We start from the raw sequence: 15,348 nt of genomic DNA, 5'->3' as shown, positions 1-15,348 counted from the left end.
TCACGCCTTCCTCTCCACCGCCCGGCCGCTTGCAAGCGCCCGCAGATAACCCGGCACACCGGCAAGGATGCCGAGCCGCTCCATCCAGACGAGCCGGCGGGGATAATCGGGCGGCAGGCGGTTCGTCTTTTCCGAGGTCGGCCCGACCATATGGCGTAGCCCGGCAGGGAAGGCCGCCATCAATCGCAGCGCCCGGCGCGGTTCGTCCAGGACGATTTTCGTGAGATAGGCGCCCAGCCCCATGCCGTAGCAATAGGCCTGCCGGCGCATGCCCTCCTCGCCGCGGCGATGATAATGCCAGACGATACCCTGGGGCTGGTAGACAAGACGAAAACCGGCGCTGACGACAGAGAAGAAGGCGGCAAGATCGTCGCCGCCGCGCGCCAGCGTGCCGGCCCCGAGCGCATCGTCGAAACCGCCGATAGCCCGCAGCGCATTCACGCGGAAACCCATGTTCGCGCCCGAACCGAACTGGCCGGCGGTGAAGGGAAAGAGCACGCCGTCGGGCCGGTTTGCATCGAGATCGTAGACACGGCGCTGCAACCCCTTGCCGAAACCGCCGTGGCGCTCGGTCCAGAACTGTGCGCGGGTCTCCAGTTCGGCCGGCAGAATGAGGCCGGTCACGCAGCCGACCGCCTCGTCCTCCTCCATCGGCGCCGCCATGGCGGCCAACCAGTGCCGGTCGAGGACCACGTCATCGTCCGTGAAGAGCACGATATCCGCCGTGACATGCCGCATGCCGGCATTGTGGGCACGGCCAAGTCCCGCCACGGGCTCGAGCACGTAGCGAACCCGGTCGCTCCAGCGTGCCGCGAGCATTCGGGCGGTGGCGGCGGAAACCGGCGCATTGTCGACGACAATCACCTCGTCCGGCACCCGCGTCTGGTCGAAAAGCGACACGAGGCACCGTTCGAGGCTCTCCGCGCGTTCGCGGGTCGCAATCACCACCGAGACCCGCTCCCTCGGGCCTTGCGAGGGCTCCCCGGCGCTCGGCAAGGGATGCACGGAACCCATCGCTTCCAGCAGATCCGACGCTTCGATCACCGGCCCCGGATGTTCCATTTCGAGAATTGCGAGCGGCCGCACGCCGCAGCGCAAGAGGCAGAATATCCCGCCATAGGGGACATTTCCCGGACGCCTGAGGTCGATTGCCGGAAGCGGACGCTCAACATCGACGCTGACGATTTTTACCGGATGGAACATGTCGGCTTTCATATCCGTCCTCCCGCCGGGAAAAGACCGGCCAAGGAAAACCGCGCCGAAAGGTAGCCGGCCGCCGTGAAACCCAGCCCTGCCACGATGCCGGCTGCCCGCAAGAGGCCGGACGGATCGCGCCGGACCACAGTATCGGCAAGGCCGCGCGCAAAGCCTCCCGGCAGGGTGCGGGTCACATAGGCGCCTTCCGCCGCAAGGCCGTCTCGCGCGCCGACACTCGCCGCCACGGCCCTCTTCGAGCGGCCCTCGGCAAGGCATCGCCGGCGAAAGTAGCCCCAGCGAGCCCGAACGCCAGCCACCTGATGACGCACGATCGCCTCGGGATCGTAAAGGATCACACCATCGGGGAACGTCTGCCGTGCGCGGATGCTGAGTTCCGTCTCCTCGCAGCCGGCAGCATCCTGCCCGGTGCGGCCGATGCCTTCGCGAAATCCGCCAACGGTATCGAAAACCATCCGGCGGAAGGACATGTTACAGCCGATCGGGTTCCGGATGGGATGCAGCCCCTCGGGCAGCCCCCGATAACTGCACCCCACGACCCATTGAAATTCTTCGGGGAACCAGCGGGGGCGCCCTTCTTCCCAAAGCGGGACGACCTTTCCGCCGACACCGAGCACCGCCGGATCGTCGTAATGGCGCTCCATGCGGCCGAGCCAATCGGGCTCCGCCAGGGCATCATCGTCGAGAAAGGCGACGAGCTCCTGGCCTTCCGCGGCCCGAATGCCGGTGTTGCGGGCGCCCGAAAGCCCCCGCGCCGCGGCATTGGCAATGACCTCGGCCGCCGGGAAGGCGGCCCGGGTTTCTTCCAGCAGCCTTTCATTGTGGTCGATGACCACGATCATCCGGTCCGGTCGTCGTGTCTGACCGAGGACGGAGCGGACGGCGCCGGCGAGCTGCACACGGCGCTCGTCGGCATAGGCGCAAATGACGACGGCGATCGAGCCCATGGCCAGTCATCCCGTCAGAGAAGACCGGTTCCTGAGGGGGACGGCCACCGGCGCAGGGCGGGCCAATCCCAGGCGGGCAATAGTCTTGAGCACCCGCCAGCCATCGGGGAAGGTGCGCAGATTGCTGACCCCATGGACGCGCGGATATTCGCGGCTGGGCAGCTCGGCAACCGCCAGCCCCGCCTGAAGCGCGCGAATGTTCATGTGCGTCTCGATCTCGAAACCGGTGGCGCCTTCCACGCGCAGATGGGGCAACACATCACGCCAGAAGGCGTTGTAGCCGTAGCAAAGATCGCTGAACCGGCCGCCGAAGCGAAGGCGTACCAGTTGCAGGAGGCCCCAGTTGCCGATCCGGCGATACCACTCCATGTCGCGGGTGTCGCCCCCTTGCAGGAAGCGCGATCCCTTGACGAAATCCGCCCCCGCGAGAAGCGCGCCGACAAAGCCCGCCATTTCGGCGGGATCGGCCGAGCCATCGGCGTCGAGCGTGATGAGGATGTCTCCCCGTGCCGCTGCGAAGCCGGCGGCCAGCGCCGCGCCCTTGCCCAGGCGGGGCTGCTCGATCACGACGATGCCCGGCATCAGGCCGAGCGCCACATCGATGGTGCCGTCGGCGGAATTGCCGTCGACAAGAATGACTTCATCGACCCAGCCCGGGATGCGGGGAAGGACATGGGGGAGGTTTTTGGCCTCGTTGACGGTCGGCACTATAACGCTGACGCGAGGCACTGATATGGCGCCGAGCGGCTTTGCCGGGCGCACTGATCTTCTCAAAGCGGAATGGACCGGATCACTCATGGGACTCCAAGCTCCTATCCGAACCGGACAAAGAAAGGGCGCACCTTTCCATCGCCTAGCTCGACACTGGAAGTGAATGGTTTGAATTTTCCGCTGTATGACGCTTTTATTACAGAATTCACATATTGTAAACTATTCCTTTCTTGCGCATGAAAGGGGCGTATCTTCCGATGGGAAAGAGAGCCAGTATGGGTTCCCTTTCCGGATATCCGCGAGGTTCGCTTGCAGCCGAAACACCGCACCGCAAAGCGCCCGTCCGCCGATGAGCAGGTGAAGACGTGGATGAGCCTGATGGCAGAATGGGACGCGCTTTCCAGGGAGCTGGAAGCCGCGCGAACGGTCAAGATCGGCCGCGCCGAAGCGGCTGTCCTCGCCCGCATGCAGACGGTGAAGGAGCGGATCGATGCCTTTCTCGGGAGAGCCGCCCAAGAGCGTCGCCCCGTAAAGGGGCCCATCGTCATGGGAACGTTCACCCCGTCCTCAGGAGAGGAAATCGACTAGCCGCGGAACGACGGTGACCGCGAATGTCAGAACGCAGGCCCCTGCCACCCAGACCAGCGGCCGCAGGCGTTTACGGGAGACGCCGGCCTGCCCGGCCAGTTGCGTTGCGGCCAATGCGGCAAGGGCGGCAAGGCCACTGACCAGCGCCGGCCATCCCGTATTCGCCAGCACCGAGAGATCGGGAGGCGCCTCGTGCACCCGGACATCCATGCCGAGCCCGCCATCGCCATCATCCTTGAGGTCGATCGAAAAATCCGACACGGTCTTCAACGCCGAAAGATTGAGACGCAGCTTTTCGAAGAGTGCCCGCTCATAGCGATCGCCGGGACGGAACGGCACGGCACGGCGAATATCCGCATCGTTCAGCCTGCGCAGCCCCCTGAAAACCACCTCGCCGAAGTGAAGTCGCGGTCCCGTATCCAGGTCGAGGACCGCAGCAGCCACTCCATCCGCGCCCCGTGTCCAGGTCAGTTCCCGCTGGCGAACCAAAGGAAAATCCTGTCGGCCAATCCGCTCGATGATGCGCCGGATGAGGGTTTCCGACGCTTCCGCCGTCGCCGCACGCCCGACGAAATCCCGCACCGTTTCCGCCAGATCACTGACGATCTCGGGGCCGAAATCCGATCGGCGCACGCCCTTCAGTTCGATGGAGCCGACCGAATAGAGTCTTCCGGGAAGGGGCTTGAGGACCACCTGTCCGTCCTCATGTGCGGCGTTGATATCCGCGTCGAGATAGCCGAGATTCACCATGAGTCTCCGCAGCCGCGCCATTTCGAGCCGCACAGCCTCGTCTTCCTCGGCGGGCGAGGCCACGCCCTCGAGAACGGTCGGCAACTGAAAAGCGAGATGGAGCGCCGTGGCGACACCGGGCGCCGTTAGCCCCTCGGTTTCCAGCCGCGCGGATGCGCCTGCCGCTGGCAGGCTAGACACTGCCCAGAAAGTAACGGCCACCATCAAAGCTTTGGATTTCACGAAAGGATCGGACATTTCCGGCCTCCGGGACCAACTCACAGCCAGTAAAACATAAATTCAGAGAAATGCACCCCGGGAACGGGTTAGCCCATTTATTTTATTCTTGGTTCGTCTTATGATCGCGCCGCTCATCGTGCCTGACCCAACCAGATTGTTGGAGAAGTTGCATGATCCCCATCACAACAGTGCCGTGCTCAGGTTACACCGTCGAACCCGCTCCCATCTCGGACTCCAGTGAGCCGATCTGGCGGGATCTCTTCTGCCGCGACGGAACGGCTCTGCCGAGTCAATCGCCGGAATGGGCAAGAGCCGTAACTGACGCGGGCGGTTTCCGCGCCCTTCCGCAGTTCTTCAAGTTCGACGACGGCAGCCGGGCAGTGCTTCCGCTTTTCGTCAAGGGAGCAGGCCGGCTGCGCTACGCTTGGTCGCCGCCGCCCGCCTGGGGCTTCGGCGGGGTCCTGAGCGATGGAGAAATGACGCCAGCCAAGCTCTCCATCGTGCTGGAACACCTGGAAACGCTGCCATCCCTCGGCTTCAAGATCAGACCCAATCCCCTGACTGCGGGACTCTGGGCCCAGGCGGCCCGGCCCGGCTGGAGCGCCATAGACCGTTGCGCCCATGTGATCGATCTGGCGGGCGGCTTTTTGGCCGTGCGGGCCCGTTTTCGTCCGAACGCGGGCACCTATATCCGTCGCGCCCAGAAAAGCGGCGTGGAAATCGAGGTGGGCAACCACGAGGGCCTTATCGACGAGTTCCATCACCTGCTTCAACTGTCCCTGGTGCGTTGGGCGCGCAAGCAACACGAGCCGGCGGTGCTGGCGCGCATGCGTGGGTTACGCCGCGACCCAAAGGCAAAATTCATCACCATGGCCTCGCAAATGGGCGATCGTTTCCGCCTCTATGTCGCGCGGCTCAATGGGCGGGCCGTTGCCGCCATCCTCGTTCTCATGGGGCGGCAGGCCCATTATACGCGCGGAGCGGTGGACGAAGCGCTGGCCGGCGAAAGCAGGGCCGCCTATCTGCTTCAGGCAACGGCAATCGAAGATGCCTGCCGGTTCGGCTGCACCCATTATCACATGGGTGAAACCGGCAATTCCGCCTCGCTGGCCCAGTTCAAATCCCGGTTCGGCGCCGTTGCCGTTCCCTATTGCGAATACCGCTACGAAACACTTCCACTGGCCCGACTGGATGGCCTTGCCCGCCGGACCGTCAAGCGCATTCTGGGGTTCCGCGATGCACCCTGACCGAGTAGCTGCGTTTCTGGGATTTGCCATACCGCTTTTCTTTCTCTCGTACCCTACTTTCGCCGCCGATCCCGCTCCGCTTTCCGCGGACGGACAGTGGCGCCTGATCTTTCAGGACGAGTTCGAGGCGGAGACCCTCGACGGCGGAAAATGGACGACCTGCTATTGGTGGAACAAGGATGGCTGCACCAATCTCGGCAACAGGGAATTGCAATGGTACAGGCCTGAAAACGTTTCGCTTTCCGATGGGATGCTCCATCTTACGGCGCGACGTAAGAAGGCGACGGGTATCGAGGGCCGCAAGTTCAGATATACGTCCGGCATGGTAACGACGGGGCGCGACTATGCGGAATTGCCCCGTCCTTCCCGCATGCGTTTTCGCTACGGGCACGTCGAGGTTCGGGCCAAGGCGCCGGCGGGAAAGGGCTTCTGGTCCGCGATCTGGCTGCTTCCGGAAACGCGTGAATCCCGGCCGGAGATCGACCTCATGGAGGTGCTCGGCGATTCCGGCACCTCGCTGCGGATGCACTATCACTATACCGACGACAAAGGGAAGGAACAGGACCCCGGCAAAACGGCCACCGTGGCGAACCTCACGCGGGACTGGCACGTCTACGGCCTGACCTGGGACAAGGACAAGCTCGTCTGGTACCTCGACGGTAAGGAGGTATGGCGCTGGACCGACGCGGCTTCGATCGCCAGCGAGGACATGTACCTGCTGCTCAATCTCGCCGTGGGCGGCGAGTGGCCCGGCCCGCCGGGCAAGCGGACGAAATTCCCCTCCAGCTACCTCATCGACTACGTCCGTATCTGGCAACGGAGCGAGAAATGATGACCGTTGCCACTTTCCGCCGCCTTGCGAGCTACCCGCCGCTGCTGCAGGCTCTCGTCGCCTCCCCGCTCCTGCGCAATGGCTATGCACTCGTTGCCAGCGCCGGGCTGACCTCGCTGCTGGGCCTCGTCTTCTGGGGGCTCGCCGCCAGGCTTTATACGCCGGAGCAGGTCGGTATCGGGGCGGCCATGATTTCCACCATGCTGACGCTCGGCAATATTTCCCAGCTCAACCTCGGCAATCTCCTGAACCGCTATCTGCCCGCCGCCGGCATGGGAGCACGCAGGCTGGTGCAGGTGTCCTACGGGCTGGCCGCGGTAGCCGCCGGCCTGCTGTCAGGACTGGCCGTCGTGGTCGTCCCGAATTTCGTTCCGGAACTTGCCTTCCTCCACGATCAGCCGCTGGCCGGGGCCGGATTCGTGATCGCCACCATCGTCTGGACGCTCTTCGCGCTCCAGGACAGCGTATTGGCAGGACTGCGCCGGGCTACCATAGCCCCGATCGAAAATGCCCTGTTCTCGCTTGCGAAGCTTCTTCTTCTGGTGGTTTTTGCCGGCGTGGCGCTTCCCGGCTCGGGGCTCTATGCCGCCTGGGTCCTGCCGTTGCCCTTGCTGTTGCTGCTCGTCAACTGGCTGATCTTCTTCCGCTTCCTGCCTCGCCATCGCATGACCGGCGCCGAACGTCCGGACAGGCGCTCCCTCGCCCGTTATTTCGGCTGGGATTATGCCGGAACGCTCGCCTCCATGACCGCGATGGGCGTGGCGCCGCTGATCGTGCTGCACCATGGCGGCTCGAAAGAGCTCGCCGTCTATTACATTTCGTGGGAAATCGCTTACGGCGTCTATCTGATCAGCCGTTCCATGGGCATCTCGCTCCTTGCCGAAATCGCCTTCGACCGCACGAAATTCCACCTTCTCGCCATCAACGCACTGTTCTACACGCTGATGCCGCTGGCCGTCGCCGTCGCCGTCATCTTCCTCGGCGCACCGCTCCTGCTGCGCCTTCTCGGCACGCAATATGCCGGCGAGAGTTCCCTCATGCTGCGGCTTCTCGTTCTCTCCTGTCTGCCCTGGAGCGTGGTGACACTGATGCTCGCCCTGGCGCGCGCCAACGGCCGCACGCAGGCCGTCGCTGCTGCGCAGATCGTCACGCTGGCCGTTGTTCTGGGTGTCGGCACGCCTCTTGCAGCGACCTACGGCGCGGCGGGAATGGCAACCGCCTGGCTCGCTGCCCATTGCCTTACCCTGGCCGGCCTGCTGATCGATCTCTTCCGCCGCCTCGACCCCTCCGGCCGCGTGGAGCTTGTGCTGCGCCTGTTGTCCGCGCTGGCTCGGATGCGCGGCCATCTTCTGCCTGCGGCGCGGTCCGGGCCATCTCTCCTTCCCGACATTGCCCGGTTCTGCGCAGAGGAGGGTATTGCCACTCCCGATCCCGGCAGCATCCGGGAATTTCGCCGCGAAAGCGATGTGCGGACCGCCGCTTTCCAAACGTCCACAGCCGAATGCTTCATCTTCAAGCAGGCGACATCGCTGGAAGGAGCAGCGGCCCTTTCCCGCCACATCGTCCAAAGCGAGGCCCTGGCCCAAAACGCGGGCATCGGGCTTTCGACGAGCCGCATTGTCGCCAGCCGTTCGTCCTTGTTCTGCAGCCTCGTTGAACGCGCTTTTCCCGGCGAAGACGGACGGGCGACGCTGGCAACCCCGGCCCGGCATTTTCCAGCCCTCGCCCTTGCCATTCAGGCCATCGGCGAGATCCATCGAAGCACGGCGCGAATCCAGTACCTCGACGACGGCTGGATGAGCCGCTGGGTTGACGATGACGTCGCACGGGTTGCGCCTTCCCGTTCTCTCCTGGTGGATCGTGCCGGCGGGCTTTCGGTCTTCCGGGACGCACAGCACAGGTTCTGGGCGGGTCGGCATATGCCGCTCGGGCTTGGCCACGGGGATTTCGCACCCGGAAACCTGCTTTTCCTCGTCGGTCCGGGTGAGGCCGAGGTAAAGTTCAGCGCCATCATAGACTGGGAAGCGGCCTGCCCCGACTCCCCTCCGGGGTTGGATGAGATATTCCTGCTTCTGACGGCGCGGGCGCAGCGGAGCGGGGAGGAATTCGGGTTTGCCGTGCGAGGCTTGCTGTCGGAACCTCGCCTGTCGTCCGAAGAACAGAAGGCAATGGAAAGCTCCCGCAGCGCGCTGGACAACGCCTATGGCGCCTTCACCGATCCGAAGGTCATCCACGCCCTGTGCGGCCTCGCCTGGTGGCGGCACGTTGCGGCCAACCTCCAAAAGTCCCCGCGCTTTGCAGAAAATCCACTTTGGATGGCGGTCAATATCGACCTTGTCCTCTCCACGTTCATCAGATCGCAAGGGGTGGAAAGATGAGCCAGGCAGCAGAGATGGACCTCACGACGACCTCCGGAACGGTCGCGCCAGCCCGGCTCGGCACGATCATCCTTACCATCATGCTCGCCGGGGCGCTCTTCCTGTGGACGCGCTCCCTTGGCATGAGCGACCCGGACCGGATGACCGATCTCGGGCTCGTTTCGATCGTTCCGCCTATCTTTCACCTCTCCATCGCCCTGCTCGCGGCAGGTTTTTCCTGGCTGATGATCCGAGGACGCACGAGCGGCCCGCTGCCGCTTCTTTACCTTGCCGCTCTCATCCTCGTTCTCGCCGCAACGCCGCCGATCGTTTACGGCACGCTGCGCTATTCCTGGGCCTGGAAGCATCTCGGCATCGTGGATTACATCCAGCGTCACGGCAGCGTGGACCGCACTGCGCCGTTTCTTGCGGCCTATCACAACTGGCCCGGCCTCTTCGCGGCCACGGCCTGGATCGCCGACCGGTTCGGGGTGAGGGCCGTCGATCTGGCGCCCATCCTGCGCTTTACGCCCCCCGCCCTCGACCTCGCGATCTGTGCAGCCTATCTGCAACTGATACGCCGGTTGACGGATGATCCTCGCCTTCCCCTGACAGCCGCATGGCTCTTCATTACAGCCAACTGGATCGGCCAGGACTATTTTTCGCCACAGGGCTTTTCCTTCCTCTTCTACATCATTCTTCTCGGTCTGTTCCTCGGCCCCTTGCGCCGGACGGCTGCCCCTTCGCCGTCCGGCGGATTTTCCGGAGTGCTTGCCAGTGCCGTCGCCATGGTGCTCATCGTCGCCGTCGTCGTAACGCATCAGTTGACGCCCCTGCTGGTCATTCTTTCCATCGGCGTGCTGACGGTGGGGCGCCGGCTCTCGCCGGTCTATCTTTTCTTCGCGCTGATCGCCCAGCTGCTCTGGCTGCTCTGGGGCGCGGCCCCCTTCGTTATTGAGCGGATTCATGACGAGCTTGCCGCCATAGGCACGTTGTCGGAAGCGACCAGTAAAATGGCCAATGTCGGGACGGTCAGCGCCGAGCGGGGCCAGGCCATCATGATCGGCCGGGCGCTGACCGCTACCATCGCGCTCTTCGCCGTTGCCGGCGGCCTCCGCCGCCTATGGAACGGATTCTTCGATTATACCGCCGTCGCGCTGCTTCTTGCACCGGCGCCCCTCCTGCTGGTCGCCTATGGTGGAGAGGCGGTGTTCCGGGTCTATATGTTCGCGTCCCCGTTTCTCGCCTTCTTCGCGGCCGCGCTCTTCTTCCCGTCGCCCGCCGCCGGCAGGACGATCCTCAGCTTTCCACTGCTCTTCCTGCTCTGCCTGTTTTCGGCGACAGGCTTCCTTTTCGCCAACAATGGCAAGGACCGCGAGTATCGCTTCACCAGGGATGAAGTCGCGACGGCCAAATGGCTCTACACGATAGCCCCTCCGGGAACGCTGCTCGTCGAAGGCGCGCGAAGCTACCCCTCGCAATTCGTGAATTACGAGAATTTCACCTATCTGCCGATCTCCGAGGAAGATCACGCGGCAAGACGGGAGATCGTCACCGACCCGGCCGGTGTGTTTTACCGCTGGATGACCGACCCGCGCTGGAACGACGCATTCCTGATCCTGACCCGAAGCCAGAAGGCCTATCTGCAAGCGTCGGGCATGCCGCCGGGTGATTTCGACCGCATGGAGAATATCCTGCTGGCCTCGCCGCGCTTCCATCTCGTGCGCGCTTCCCCCAATGCAAGGATTTTCAGGCTGCAGGCCGACCGGCCGCGGGCGGGCGGTTATCTGCCCTCGCGGCGATAGGACATGACCGCCGCCGTCCTGTTGGTGACATGCAGCTTCCTGTAGATGCTGCGAATATGGGTCTTTACGGTATTTTCGGAGAGATGAAGCCGATGGGCTATCAGTTTGTTCTGCGTTCCCTTGCACAGTAACTGGAGAATATCGGTCTCCCGGGCTGTCAGCTGGGAACAATCCATCATGATTTCACTGCCCGTCGCCCGCTCCTCATGCTTGCACTCACGGCGATGCAGCAACGCCGACGGAAAATACTCTCCTCCCTTCAGAAGGAGGTCCACGCTGGTCAGCAAAACACCAAGATGCATGTTCAACTGCAGAATACCGTCGATTTGACGCTCTCGCGCCATTCCCTCCAGCAAAGGATGGATCCCGGACGCATCATCCACGATGACGGCAACGGAAACCCGGAAGGCTGGGTGCCTCGCACGCTCGATTTGGGCGATTTCGACCGGGTCGCGACGATAGTACAAGATGAGGTTGGCACCCCCGTTCCCCGTATCCCGATGATCGTCGACAACCACTTCGCGATCCTGGAACCGCCGGCGAAGCGCTTCCGCCAGACATTCCACGAGGCAATCCGGCCGTGCGACAATGACGATCCGCCCCGGATCGTCGCCGCGATCGGCCGGGCATACGGGATCCAATAGCGCTGTTTCGGAAACGAACATGGCCACCTCCGCAGACCAAGACGTTTCAGATGGCGAATTATTCGCATTATCTAAAATTTTTTTTACGCATATTTGGAAGACCCATGCGGAGCCAAGTGGCGATGTGCTATTCTCGCGATGTCATGAATGCACGCGAGGTCGCCCCATGCCGGAGTCCGACAACGCTTTCACCGGCTCGGTCCCGGAGAACTACGATCGGTACATGGTGCCGCTGATTTTCGAACCCTATGCGGAGGACATGGCTCGACGCGCTGCCGCCTTTTTTCCGGGCAGCGTCCTGGAGATCGCGGCAGGAACGGGCGCCGTTACACGCGCACTGGCGCCGAAGCTGGCGGCTGACGCGCGCTATGTCGTGACCGACCTCAACCAGCCGATGCTCGACTATGCCGCGTCGCGGCAACCTGCCGGCGGACACATCGAGTGGCGGCAGGCAGATGCGATGGCGCTACCGTTTTCCGACGGAAGCTTCGACCTCGTCTGCTGTCAGTTCGGCGCAATGTTCTTTCCCGACCGCCCGGCGGCCTATCGCGAGGCAAGGCGGGTTCTCAAGCCTGAAGGACGGTTTCTACTGAGCGTCTGGGATCGGATCGAGGAGAACGTCTTTGCCGACGAGGTGACGAATGTGCTGGCGGGGATGTTCCCGGACGATCCGCCGCGCTTCCTGGCACGCACGCCGCACGGCTATCACGACAGGGACCGGATTCGTCGCGATCTGGAGGAGGCCGGTTTTATCGACATCGGGATCGATACCCGCGCGGAACTAAGCCGCGCGCCCTCACCCCGCCTCCCCGCCGTCGCCTATTGCCAGGGAACCGTGCTTCGCAGCGAAATAGAAGCCAGGGCGCCCGGAATGCTGGAGGCCGCGACCGATCGCGCCGCATCGACAATCGCCAGCCGGCACGGCAATGGCGAAGTCGTCGCGAAGATTCAGGCCCATGTCATCGTGGCGAGGGCCTAGCCTCTGCGACATGCGCCCGCGTCGTATACAACCACCTTGGCCCGGACTTCCGGCAACGGCTATCCCGCGACCGAGGCGACGATCTCTCCGAGACGCCCTCGTCGCTCTTCTTCACCGGCTTCATGCGCAAGAGCGAGGAAGGCGCCGATGCGGCGCTCGATCTTTTGCGCGTGGTTCTGGGCGATATCGGCGAGCCGGTGATCGAGATAGGGATTGGCGAAGCGCTCCAGCGTGACGGCCATGTATCGCTCCGCCGCCTCGCGCTGTCCAAGAGCGGCGAAGACGGGCAGCACTTCATCCCGGCAGATCGCCGTCAATTCCGCATGCACCTCGGGACGCGCGATGAATTCGCGCACGATCGGATCGCCCTCTCCGCCCTGACGCCGCCAGATGTCGACGAGGACGGTGTGGCCGAGGTTGAGGATATGCAGCTTCAGCCGCTCGATCTGCTTGAGATCGTCGACCATCTCGATGGCCAGATGGGTGGAAGGGGCGACGACCCCGGGCCCCTTCTGGATCGCCCAGAGCGCATAGGGTTCCGCGACGGCGCCGGCGGGTTCCAGCGATTCCGAGACGATGCGGTCGACGAGGCTGCAGGCCCAGACCACGTCGTTCTCGATATAGGAGAGGAGGTCCGGACTGCCCGCCTGCGCGGCCGCAACCGCAAGGACGGCCTCCTTCAGCACCTTGCCGTTGTCTACCACAAGCTCCATCGGCATCACGACGAGCGGTCTTGCGCCCGCTGCATGGCGGGCGGCGAGCAGGTGGTAGAGTTTTGCCGGATAGCTCATCGCCGGATGGTAGGCCCGCTCCCCGTCTTCCGGCCGCGGCTGGTAGCCGGCATCGCCGGTGTTGGAGAGCACGAATTCCGCCTCCTCGACGAAGACCCGCACGACCTCCGGCCAATCGGTCGCAGCCGAAAGGCAGCGCTTCACGGAAGTGACAGTGTGCGTCTCGTCCACGGCCTGCCCATTGGCGAGCCCGCGAATGCGGACCGGATAGCCCTCGGGCGCGGCGAGCGCGGCAAGCCTCCGGCCGCGTGACGCATCACCGGAGGTCTGGACGACGGTGATCGCCCGCGCCGGATCTCCCTCGGAGAGGAACAGGTCCGCATGGGCCTGCAGGAACCGGCTGGTGCCGAACTGGATGACGGGCGTCTTCACCGTGATCTCCGCCGTCAGAGCGCGAGTTCGCGCCGGAGCGTTTCGAGCCGTTCCATGGCGACGACGCCGTCGCGGATCGTCGGCGCGGGCGTTTCCGTTCCGGCGAGCGCCGGAACGACGTCGGCGAGCAGCGAGTGATAGCCCTTCGGGTCCTCGTTGGCGGCGGCGGTGAAGTTCGGCTTCCAGGTCAGCGTGTCGACGGCGTCCGAAAGGGTCGCTGCCGGGTCGTCCACCTTGAAGGGCGGATTGCGGTTCCAGCGCACTTCGATGACATTATCGACCTCGATGCGCTGGTGGTCGCCCATGATCTCGATGCGTTCGACGGGCGTGCCGCGCGACTGCGCCGTGCCCATGGCGATGGTGCCGATGGCGCCGCATTCGAAATCGAAATTCACATGGAAGAGCACCTTGCCGGGCGCCTTCTCCACCTTGCGCGCGGTCAGCCTGGTGACCGGCGAGACGAGGAAGGAGACAAGGTCCATGTAGTGCACGCAATGGTGCAGGAAGAAGCCGGTATAATCGACATTGCCGGCGAAATAGCCGGGCGCCGTCATGTAATAGCCGGTGATGCCGTAGATATCGCCGAAGCGGCCGGAGCGCAGGATGTTCGCCGCGATCTTGTTGCCGGCGGAATAACGCTTCATGAAGCCGACGAGGAGCGGCTTGCCCGACTTCTCCGAGGCCGCCAGCAATTCGCGCGCGCCGGCGGCGCTGCCCGACGGCGGCTTTTCCATGAAGACGGGAAGCCCGCGCTCCAATGCCATCCTGCCGAAGCGCAGATGCTGGTCCGGCCCGACAGCCATGCCGACCGCCTCGATATCGGCGCGGCGGATGAGCTCCTCCGCATCGCTCGTCAGGTTCGTCACGCCGAACTGCCGGCCGGCCGAGGCCAGCCGGTTGCCGTCGATGTCGCAGAGCGCGACGATCTGCACGTCATGGCGAACGAGCTGCGGAAGCAGCATCTGGGTGGCGTGGACGCCGCAGCCGATCCAACCGATCTTGAGTGTCATCGACGATATTCCGTGAGCAGGATGTGGGACTTGATGAATTTTGCGCTTTCGGCGAGGCGTTCGCTCTCGTCCTCGTGCGGCGCGCGCCACTGGGCGAAGGGAACGCCGAAGCGGTCGTCGTTGCGGCGGAAGGGTTCGAGCGAGACGGGACCTTCGTAGCCGATCTCGTGCAGCGCCCGGAACACCTCGACCCAGTCGGTCGCGCCCGTGCCGGGGAAACCGCGATGGTTCTCGTTCGCCTGGAAATGTACGACGCGCCTGCCGCCGAGCCGGATGGCCTCCGCGATGGAAGCCTCTTCCATATGCATGTGGAATGTGTCGAGCATGAGTTGCACGGCGGGGTGGTCGACCGCGTCCAGCAATTCGATCGCCTGCTGCGTCGTGCACAGGACATCGCTCTCGAAGCGGTTGAGCGGCTCGACCGCGAGCACGACGCCGAGGCCTGCGGCATGGTCGCCGGCTTCCTTGAGGCCCGCCACGCAGCGGGCCTTGCGGGCAAGGCGCTCCTCCTCGGCGACCGGCTGCGGCGGGCGGCCGGCGAAGACCAGCGGATTGCCGGTGAGCGGGCCGCCGACAATGGTCGCCCCGAGCGCGGCGGCGCAGTCGGCCGCATATTTCAGGTAGTCGATGCCGGCGCGGTGGGCGGCCGGATCGTCCGAGGAAAGGTTGCGCTGCAGGTTGACGCGGGCGGCGAGCACGACGCCGAGGCCGGCAGCCTCCAGCGCGCGGCGCGTCTCGGCAAGGTCGAGCTCGCCGGGTTCGGGCACGAGAAGCTCGACGAAGTCGTAGCCGAGCCTTCGCATTTCGGTGAAGAGCGGGAAGTGCTCGGCCGTGAAGGGCCGCGCATATTGCATGGAGATCAACCCGACGGGGTTCATTGT

The 15,348-nt window shown here is 64.2% G+C and carries 14 protein-coding genes; 6 read left to right on the top strand and 8 right to left on the bottom strand.

What is annotated here, in order from left to right; genetic code table 11:
- The 3 genes from DSD28_RS06975 to DSD28_RS06965 are packed head-to-tail and all read right to left on the bottom strand — an operon-like array spanning position 1 to position 2,960.
- Complete coding sequence (locus DSD28_RS06975) at positions 1-1,215, bottom strand: glycosyltransferase family 2 protein (RefSeq protein WP_119255656.1); 1,215 nt, start codon at positions 1,213-1,215, stop codon at positions 1-3.
- Positions 1,212-2,162 carry a glycosyltransferase family 2 protein gene (locus DSD28_RS06970; RefSeq protein ID WP_119255655.1) on the bottom strand — a complete coding sequence of 317 codons (951 nt, stop codon included), beginning with the start codon at positions 2,160-2,162 and terminating at the stop codon, positions 1,212-1,214. Before DSD28_RS06970 ends, DSD28_RS06975 begins: the two co-directional genes overlap by 4 nt.
- A gap of 6 nt (positions 2,163-2,168) precedes the next feature.
- Positions 2,169-2,960 (bottom strand): glycosyltransferase family 2 protein, encoded by a 792-nt coding sequence (locus DSD28_RS06965; RefSeq protein ID WP_119255654.1) that lies wholly within the window; start codon positions 2,958-2,960, stop codon positions 2,169-2,171.
- Between the two features lie 291 nt (positions 2,961-3,251).
- On the opposite strand from DSD28_RS06965, the gene DSD28_RS06960 reads away from it, so the two are divergent.
- Positions 3,252-3,461: a hypothetical protein gene (locus DSD28_RS06960; protein ID WP_162911284.1), complete on the top strand. Its 210-nt coding sequence runs from the start codon at positions 3,252-3,254 to the stop codon at positions 3,459-3,461.
- On the opposite strand, the gene DSD28_RS06955 is transcribed toward DSD28_RS06960, so the two are convergent.
- The gene (locus DSD28_RS06955; protein WP_119255652.1) at positions 3,441-4,448 is read right to left on the bottom strand and encodes a POTRA domain-containing protein; all 1,008 of its coding nucleotides are present in this window, start codon (positions 4,446-4,448) and stop codon (positions 3,441-3,443) included. The genes DSD28_RS06960 and DSD28_RS06955 overlap by 21 nt on opposite strands.
- 152 nt (positions 4,449-4,600) lie before the next feature.
- On the opposite strand from DSD28_RS06955, the gene DSD28_RS06950 reads away from it, so the two are divergent.
- Genes DSD28_RS06950 through DSD28_RS06935 form a run of 4 tightly spaced genes read left to right on the top strand, consistent with a single transcriptional unit; the run spans position 4,601 to position 10,671 of the window.
- Positions 4,601-5,677, top strand: a complete 1,077-nt coding sequence (locus tag DSD28_RS06950) for a GNAT family N-acetyltransferase (RefSeq protein ID WP_119255651.1) — start codon at positions 4,601-4,603, stop codon at positions 5,675-5,677.
- The gene (locus DSD28_RS06945) at positions 5,622-6,509 is read left to right on the top strand and encodes a glycoside hydrolase family 16 protein (RefSeq protein ID WP_162911283.1); all 888 of its coding nucleotides are present in this window, start codon (positions 5,622-5,624) and stop codon (positions 6,507-6,509) included. Before DSD28_RS06950 ends, DSD28_RS06945 begins: the two co-directional genes overlap by 56 nt.
- Positions 6,422-8,887, top strand: a complete 2,466-nt coding sequence (locus tag DSD28_RS06940) for a phosphotransferase (protein WP_162911282.1) — start codon at positions 6,422-6,424, stop codon at positions 8,885-8,887. Before DSD28_RS06945 ends, DSD28_RS06940 begins: the two co-directional genes overlap by 88 nt.
- Entirely contained in the window at positions 8,884-10,671 is a 1,788-nt protein-coding gene (locus tag DSD28_RS06935; protein WP_162911281.1) for a hypothetical protein, read from the top strand. The genes DSD28_RS06940 and DSD28_RS06935 overlap by 4 nt, the downstream gene beginning before the upstream one ends.
- Here DSD28_RS06935 and DSD28_RS06930 read toward each other — a convergent pair.
- Entirely contained in the window at positions 10,650-11,336 is a 687-nt protein-coding gene (locus DSD28_RS06930; RefSeq protein ID WP_119255647.1) for a response regulator transcription factor, read from the bottom strand. The two genes, DSD28_RS06935 and DSD28_RS06930, sit on opposite strands and share 22 nt — an antisense overlap.
- A 145-nt stretch (positions 11,337-11,481) precedes the next feature.
- Here DSD28_RS06930 and DSD28_RS06925 point away from each other — a divergent pair, with 145 nt between their 5' ends.
- Positions 11,482-12,294 (top strand): class I SAM-dependent methyltransferase, encoded by an 813-nt coding sequence (locus DSD28_RS06925; protein ID WP_119255646.1) that lies wholly within the window; start codon positions 11,482-11,484, stop codon positions 12,292-12,294.
- A 59-nt stretch (positions 12,295-12,353) separates the two neighbouring features.
- Here the strand turns inward: DSD28_RS06925 and DSD28_RS06920 are convergent, their stop codons facing one another.
- The 3 genes from DSD28_RS06920 to DSD28_RS06910 are packed head-to-tail and all read right to left on the bottom strand — an operon-like array spanning position 12,354 to position 15,345.
- Positions 12,354-13,457 (bottom strand): mannitol dehydrogenase family protein, encoded by a 1,104-nt coding sequence (locus DSD28_RS06920; RefSeq protein WP_119255645.1) that lies wholly within the window; start codon positions 13,455-13,457, stop codon positions 12,354-12,356.
- 14 nt (positions 13,458-13,471) lie between these two features.
- Positions 13,472-14,467, bottom strand: a complete 996-nt coding sequence (locus tag DSD28_RS06915) for a Gfo/Idh/MocA family protein (RefSeq protein ID WP_119255644.1) — start codon at positions 14,465-14,467, stop codon at positions 13,472-13,474.
- Positions 14,464-15,345 carry a sugar phosphate isomerase/epimerase family protein gene (locus tag DSD28_RS06910; RefSeq protein ID WP_119255643.1) on the bottom strand — a complete coding sequence of 294 codons (882 nt, stop codon included), beginning with the start codon at positions 15,343-15,345 and terminating at the stop codon, positions 14,464-14,466. The genes DSD28_RS06915 and DSD28_RS06910 overlap by 4 nt, the downstream gene beginning before the upstream one ends.
- Positions 15,346-15,348 lie beyond the last annotated feature (3 nt).

Source organism: Shinella zoogloeoides (genome assembly GCF_003574625.1).
In the GTDB taxonomy this organism is placed as follows: domain Bacteria; phylum Pseudomonadota; class Alphaproteobacteria; order Rhizobiales; family Rhizobiaceae; genus Shinella; species Shinella zoogloeoides_A.
Note: the sequence above shows the minus strand (reverse complement) of the source record. Positions and strands in the feature narration are given on the sequence as shown.